The organism is Bifidobacteriaceae bacterium (genome assembly GCA_031281585.1).
In the GTDB taxonomy this organism is placed as follows: domain Bacteria; phylum Actinomycetota; class Actinomycetes; order Actinomycetales; family WQXJ01; genus JAIRTF01.
On sequence record JAITFE010000022.1, the window covers coordinates 45,227 to 51,338 of the forward strand.

Annotated in this window: 3 protein-coding genes and 1 pseudogene; all 4 read left to right on the forward strand. The window is 69.0% G+C overall.

Going from position 1 to position 6,112, the window contains the following annotated elements; translation table 11 throughout:
• The first annotated feature begins 163 nt into the window (after nt 1–163).
• The 4 genes and pseudogenes from radA (at nt 164) to LBC97_02015 (ending at nt 5,638) form a co-directional block, all read left to right on the forward strand.
• Complete coding sequence (gene radA / locus LBC97_02000) at nt 164–1,567, forward strand: DNA repair protein RadA (GenBank protein MDR2564833.1); 1,404 nt, start codon at nt 164–166, stop codon at nt 1,565–1,567.
• A 45-nt stretch (nt 1,568–1,612) separates the two neighbouring features.
• Nucleotides 1,613–2,755, forward strand: a complete 1,143-nt coding sequence (disA, locus tag LBC97_02005; GenBank protein ID MDR2564834.1) for a DNA integrity scanning diadenylate cyclase DisA — start codon at nt 1,613–1,615, stop codon at nt 2,753–2,755.
• A 4-nt stretch (nt 2,756–2,759) separates the two neighbouring features.
• Nucleotides 2,760–4,898: an RNA degradosome polyphosphate kinase gene (locus tag LBC97_02010; GenBank protein MDR2564835.1), complete on the forward strand. Its 2,139-nt coding sequence runs from the start codon at nt 2,760–2,762 to the stop codon at nt 4,896–4,898.
• Nucleotides 4,799–5,638, forward strand: a pseudogene (locus LBC97_02015) (NUDIX hydrolase). The gene LBC97_02010 and the pseudogene LBC97_02015 overlap by 100 nt, the downstream one beginning before the upstream one ends.
• The last annotated feature ends 474 nt before the right edge of the window (nt 5,639–6,112 follow it).

Consider the following 6,112-nt stretch of genomic DNA (forward strand, 5'->3'; position numbering starts at 1 on the left):
GCCGCAAGGCGCGGGCGGCCGCGCCGGGGCGGCCCTTCGGCTTCGCGGCTCGGCCGCCGCGCGGGGCCCCTGCCGAAGGGTCCATCCGCGTGTCGCGCGTCCACCTCTGAGTGGCGAAGAGGCTGGTGGGAACGCTGTCAGAGGCAGTCGATAGGTTTCTTGCATGTCGACTTCGAGGGCTTCGGCCAAGGGTTCAAAGGCCAGTTTCCGGTGCTCGTCTTGCGGCGCCCAGCCACCCAAGTGGACCGGCCGCTGCGGCGGCTGCGGCGAGTGGGACACCATCGCAGAAGTGGCCCCCGCGTTGGCGGTTGGCGTCGGCCCGTCCGGGGGACTGCCGCCCGCAGCCTTGATGCCGATCACCGAAGTCGCGGCCGGGGAGGCGGCGCCCTGGCCCACTTCGGTGGGGGAATTGGACCGCGTGCTGGGCGGGGGGATTGTGCCCGGCTCGGTGGTGCTCCTGGGCGGGGAGCCGGGGGTGGGCAAGTCGACCTTGCTGCTGGAGGTGGCGGCCAAGGCGGCGGCGGGCGGACGCAAGGTGGTCTATCTGACGGGCGAGGAGTCCGCCAGCCAGGTGGCGGCGCGGGCGGCCCGGATCGGGGCGGCCCATCCCGGAGTCAAGTTGGCCACGGTCACCGAGTTGGGGCAGGCCTTGGCCGTGGTGGCGGCGGAGGCCCCGGACTTGCTGGTGGTGGACTCGATCCAGACCTTGAGTTCGGCCGATTTGGACAGCGCCCCCGGCGGCGTCACCCACGTCCGGGCGGTGACCGCCGCGCTGGTCGCCGCGGCTAAACAGGGCACCATGGCGTGTCTGCTGGTCGGCCATGTCACCAAGGACGGGCTGGTGGCCGGGCCTCGCACTTTGGAGCATCTGGTGGACGCGGTAGCCATGTTCGAGGGCGACCGGCATTCCGCTCTGCGGCTGCTGCGGTGCACCAAGAACCGGTTCGGCTCGGCGGATGAGGTCGGCTGCTTCGAGATGACGGAGGACGGCATCCACGAGGTGATCGACCCGAGCGGGCTGTTCCTGGCCGGAGGCGACCCGGCCACGCCGGGGGCGTGCACCGGCGTCATGATGGAGGGGCGCCGACCCATGGCGGTGGGCGTCCAAGCCCTTGCCGTCCTGGCGGTCGGATCGAATCCCCGCCGGACCGTCTCCGGGCTGGAGTCGCCCCGCACGGCCATGCTGCTGGCCGTGCTGGAAGCCCGCTGCGGGCTGGACCTGCGGGCCCGCGACGTGTACGTCGCCACGGTGGGCGGCATCCGCTGCCAGGATCCGGCCACCGACCTGGCGGTGGTCTTGGCCGCCGCCTCCGCCCACTTCGAGCTGGTGGCGCCGCCCGGCCTGGTAGCCATTGGCGAGGTGGGGTTGGGCGGCCAGCTAAGGCCCGTCAAGGCGCTGGCCCGGCGGCTTGAGGAAGCCAGCCGGTTGGGCTTCAGCCAAGCCGTCATCCCCGCCGGGGTCGCTCCCCGGCTGGGTCCGTCCGGCGGCGACCTCGAGTTGATCGAGGTGGCCGAGGTCCATCAAGCCTTGCGACTCCTGCAACCGACGGGGGCGATCGCCATGTAGGGCTATAGAATTCTGGCCAGCCACCCATTTGCCAGGAGTCCTTTCGTGTCCGCCAAAGCCAGCCAGCAGTCAGCCGCCGAGCTTCTGCGCGCAACCCTTGAAGCCGTCGCGCCCGGCACTGAACTGCGCGGAGCGCTTGAGCGGATCGCCCGTGGACGCACCGGCGGGCTGATTGTTCTGGGTTTCGACCCGGTGGTCGACTCGATCAGCTCTGGCGGTTTCGAGCTGGATGTGCCGTTCTCAGCCACCCGGTTGCGCGAGCTGTCGAAGATGGACGGCGCGGTGGTGCTGGACTTCGAACGCGGGCGGATTGTCAGGGCCGCAGTACAACTACTGCCCGATCCGTCCATCCCGACCAGCGAATCCGGGACGCGCCACCGCACCGCCGAACGGGTCGCCAAGCAGACTGGGTTCCCGGTCATCTCCGTGTCGCAGTCCATGAACATCGCGGCCTTGTACGTCCACGGCATCCGCCATGTGCTGCTGGACCCCGAAGAGTTGGCGGCGCGGGCCAGCCAGGCTTTGGTCACGCTTGAGCGCTACCGCGCCCGGCTGGAAGAGGGTGCCGCCAACTTGACCGCCCTCGAGGTCGAGGACCAGGCCACAGCCCGCCAGGTGGCCGAGGTCGCGGGCAGCCAGGAAATGGTTTGGCGGATCGGCCAGGAGATCGCCGACGTTTTGACCGAGTTGGGCACGGCCGGGCGGCTGCTGCGCATGCAGTTCGAGCAGGCGATCGCGGGCGTTGAGCAGGACCGCCGGCTGTTGGCGCGCGACTACGTGCGCGTTTCGCTCCCCGGGGCGACTGCGGAACCGGACCGGACGGCATCGGCGGACGCCTCCCCGGCCGACCAAGCGGTGGCCGACCCGTTGGCGGCGTTGGCCGCCTTGCCGACCAACGCGTTGATCGAACCTGAAAAAGTGGCATTGGCGCTGGGCCTGATCGACACGCCAACGGACATAGAAATCCAAGTCAGCCCCCGCGGGTTCCGGTTGCTGGCCGCGGTGCCGGGGCTGGACGGGCGGACGGCGGAGGCGATCATCGGGCGCTTCGGCTCGCTGCAAGAGATCCTGGGCGCGGGGCTCGACGACCTGCGGGCGGTTCCCGGCCTGGACCGGCCCAAGGCGCGGACCATCCGCGAAGGCCTCTCACGGATCGCCGAGACGGCGACCCTCGAAAGATTCGTCTGATTTGTTGTGGAAGGATCGGTCTATGGATCACCAACTGCCTTCCGACCGGTACGGTGACCGCGAGCTAAGCTGGCTGGCCTTCAACCAGCGCGTCCTGGAACTGGCCGAGGACCAGGACCTGCCGCTGCTTGAGCGCGTCCGTTTCCTCTCGATCTTCAGCTCCAACCTGGACGAGTTTTTCATGGTCCGGGTGGCCGGCCTGCAACGGCGGATGGATGCGGGGATGGCGGTTGTGGCCGCGTCCGGCCTGACGCCGCGCCAACTGATGGACGCCATTCAGAACCGGACCCATCAGCTGGTCGACCGCCAAGTCCAGTGCTTCGAACAGCGCATCCAACCGGCCCTGGCGGCCGAGGGCATCACGCTGGTGCGCTGGGACCAACTCGAAGAACACGAGCATGACCGCCTGGGTAAGTTCTTCCGCAAACAGATCTACCCGGTGCTGACGCCCCTGGCGGTGGACCCGGCGCACCCCTTCCCCTACATCTCCGGCCTGTCGCTGAACTTGGCGGTCATTCTGACGGACGACAAGGGCAAGACGCACTTCGCGCGGGTCAAGATCCCCGAAACGCTGCCCCGGTTCGTGGCCGTGGACTCCAAGGGCAAACCCCGCGAACCGGCTGTGGCGGACCTGGCGAAAGGGCCCACGTCGTTCGTGCCGATCGAAGACGTGGTGTCCAACCACCTGAGCGAGCTGTTCCCCGGCATGGAAATCAGCGGGGTGCACACCTTCCGGGTGACGCGCAACGAAGACGTGGAAGTCGAAGAGGATGACGCGGAGAACCTTCTCAAAGCCATGGAGCGGGAGTTGCTGCGCCGCCGCTTCGGACCGCCCATCCGGCTGGAGGTCGCGGCGGGCATCTCCGACCAGGCCAGGAAACTCCTGATCAGGGGTCTCCAGATCACCGACCGGGAGGTCTACGAACTCGCCGAGCCCCTGGACTACCGGGGCCTCAACGTGATCGCGGACCTGGACCGGCCCGACTTGCTCTACCCGCCGTTCGTGCCCACCACGCACCCGAACCTGGCGGAAGTCGAATCCGCTGAGCCGACTGACATCTTCGCCGCGATCCGGGCTAACGACCTGCTGTTACACCACCCGTACGACTCGTTCTCCACCTCGGTGCAGACCTTCTTGGCCCAGGCGGCGTCAGATCCGGACGTGCTCACGATCAAGCAGACCCTCTACCGGACTTCCGGCGACTCGCCCATTGTCGACTCGCTGATCGACGCGGCCCAGGCCGGCAAACAGGTGCTGGCCCTGGTGGAACTGAAGGCGCGGTTCGACGAGGAGGCCAACATCACTTGGGCGCGGAAGCTTGAGGAAGCGGGCGTCCATGTGGTCTACGGCGTGGTGGGGCTCAAGACCCACTGCAAGCTGATGCTGGTGGTGCGCTCGGAAACCGGGGGGCTCAGGCGCTACTGCCATGTGGGCACGGGCAACTACAACCCCAAAACGGCCCGGCTGTATGAGGACCTGGGCCTGCTGACCGCCGACCCGGAGGTGGGCCAGGACGTGACGCGGCTGTTCAACCAACTCTCCGGCTACGCGCCCGCCTCGACTTTCCAGCGGCTCCTGGTCGCCCCGACCTCGATCCGGTCGGGTCTGATCGAGCGAATCGACCGGGAGATCGCCAACCATGAAGCCGGCCTTGAGGCCTGGATCCGGATCAAAGTCAACTCGGTGGTGGACGAGGCCACAATCGACGCCCTCTACAAAGCCTCCGGCGCGGGTGTGCCCGTCGAAATGGTGGTTCGCGGGATCTGCGCCGTCCGCCCGGAGGTGCCTGAGTTGTCGGAGAACATCAGCGTCCGCTCCATCCTAGGGCGGTTCCTGGAACACGCCCGCGTTTACGCCTTCGCGAACGGCGGCGAGCCGGACGTGCTGATCGGGTCGGCGGACCTGATGCACCGCAACCTGGACCGCCGGGTTGAGGCGCTGGTCAACCTGCGCAACCCGGAGCACGTCACCGAACTGCTGGACATGTTGCGGTTGTCGATGAGCCCGGCGACGGCGGCCTGGGACCTCCAACCCGACGGCGTGTGGGTGGCGAACCGGAAGGATTCCGCCGGCCGCCCGCTGGAGGACATCCAGAGCGCCTTCATGGCCCGTCAGCGCCGGTCGGGAGCCAGAGTCCGTTGACCATCACGCTGCACAAGGCGAAGCCGTCGCTCGGGGGGACCAGGCCAGCCACGACTGGCTTGGACGCCGCCGGCGCTTTGGTTTGGCGGGTCCAGGACGCGCAGTTGGAGGTGCTGTTGGTGCACCGCCCGCGTTACGACGACTGGTCGTGGCCCAAGGGCAAGCTCGAATCCGGCGAAGACCTGATCACTTGCGCCTGGCGCGAGGTGCTGGAGGAGACGGGGCGCCAGGTGGTGATCGGCCGCCCGTTGCCGAAGGTCGCGTATCCGCTGGCCAGCGGCACCATCAAGACCGTCTACTATTGGGCGGCCCGCCTGGCGACCGATGCCGACAACCCCGCCGTCTGCGCCCGTCCGGCCCACGCCACCGCGTCCCGGACGGAGATCGACCGCACCCGCTGGCTGCCCGCGGACCAGGCGTTGCGCCGGCTCACCCGCGCGACCGACCGGGTCCCGCTGCTCAAGCTGATGCGCTATTACGAACGCGGCCAACTCGAAACCCGCCCGGTGGTGGTGATCCGCCACGCCCAAGCCGAGGACCGGGTCAAGTGGACCAAGCTGGACGGCCTGCGGCCCCTGACCGCGGAGGGCAGGGCCCGCGCACGGGGCGCCGCCCCGCTCTTGGCCGCGCTGGGCGTCCGCCGGGTCATCTCATCCCCGTGGACCCGCTGCCGGGGCACCGTTCGCCCGTTCGCGAACCGCGCCCGCCTGGCCGTCAACACGAACCGCTGGCTAACCGAATCTGCGGCGAAGACCAAGCCCGAGCGCGCCATCGGGCTCATGAAGCGGATCCTGCAGGGCGGCCCGCCGGTGGTCGTCTGCTCCCACCGCCCGGTCTTGCCGCTCCTGCTCAGCGTGGTGGCCGAACGCGCCGCCGGCAAAGTCCACCGCGCCCTGGCCACCGGCCCCCTCGCCACCGGCGAAGCCGCCATAGCCCACACCGTCCGCACCCGCTCCGGCAAAGTCAAAGTGGTCGCCCTAGACCGCGTCCGCCCCCCGCTGATCCACCGCCACCACTGAGCAAGATCTCCACGCCTCGCCCGCGCCGCGGCCAGCATGCCCTCTCGGGATCCCCGCCCCGAGGAACGCCGTCATCCCCAGATGGCGCTGAACGGCAGCGCGATTATCCGGTCTCCCAGTTCGCGGGCTATCGGCCCGGCGTGGAACACCACGCCGCGAACAAAGGAGTCCCCGAGTTCATCGCGGAGCCACATC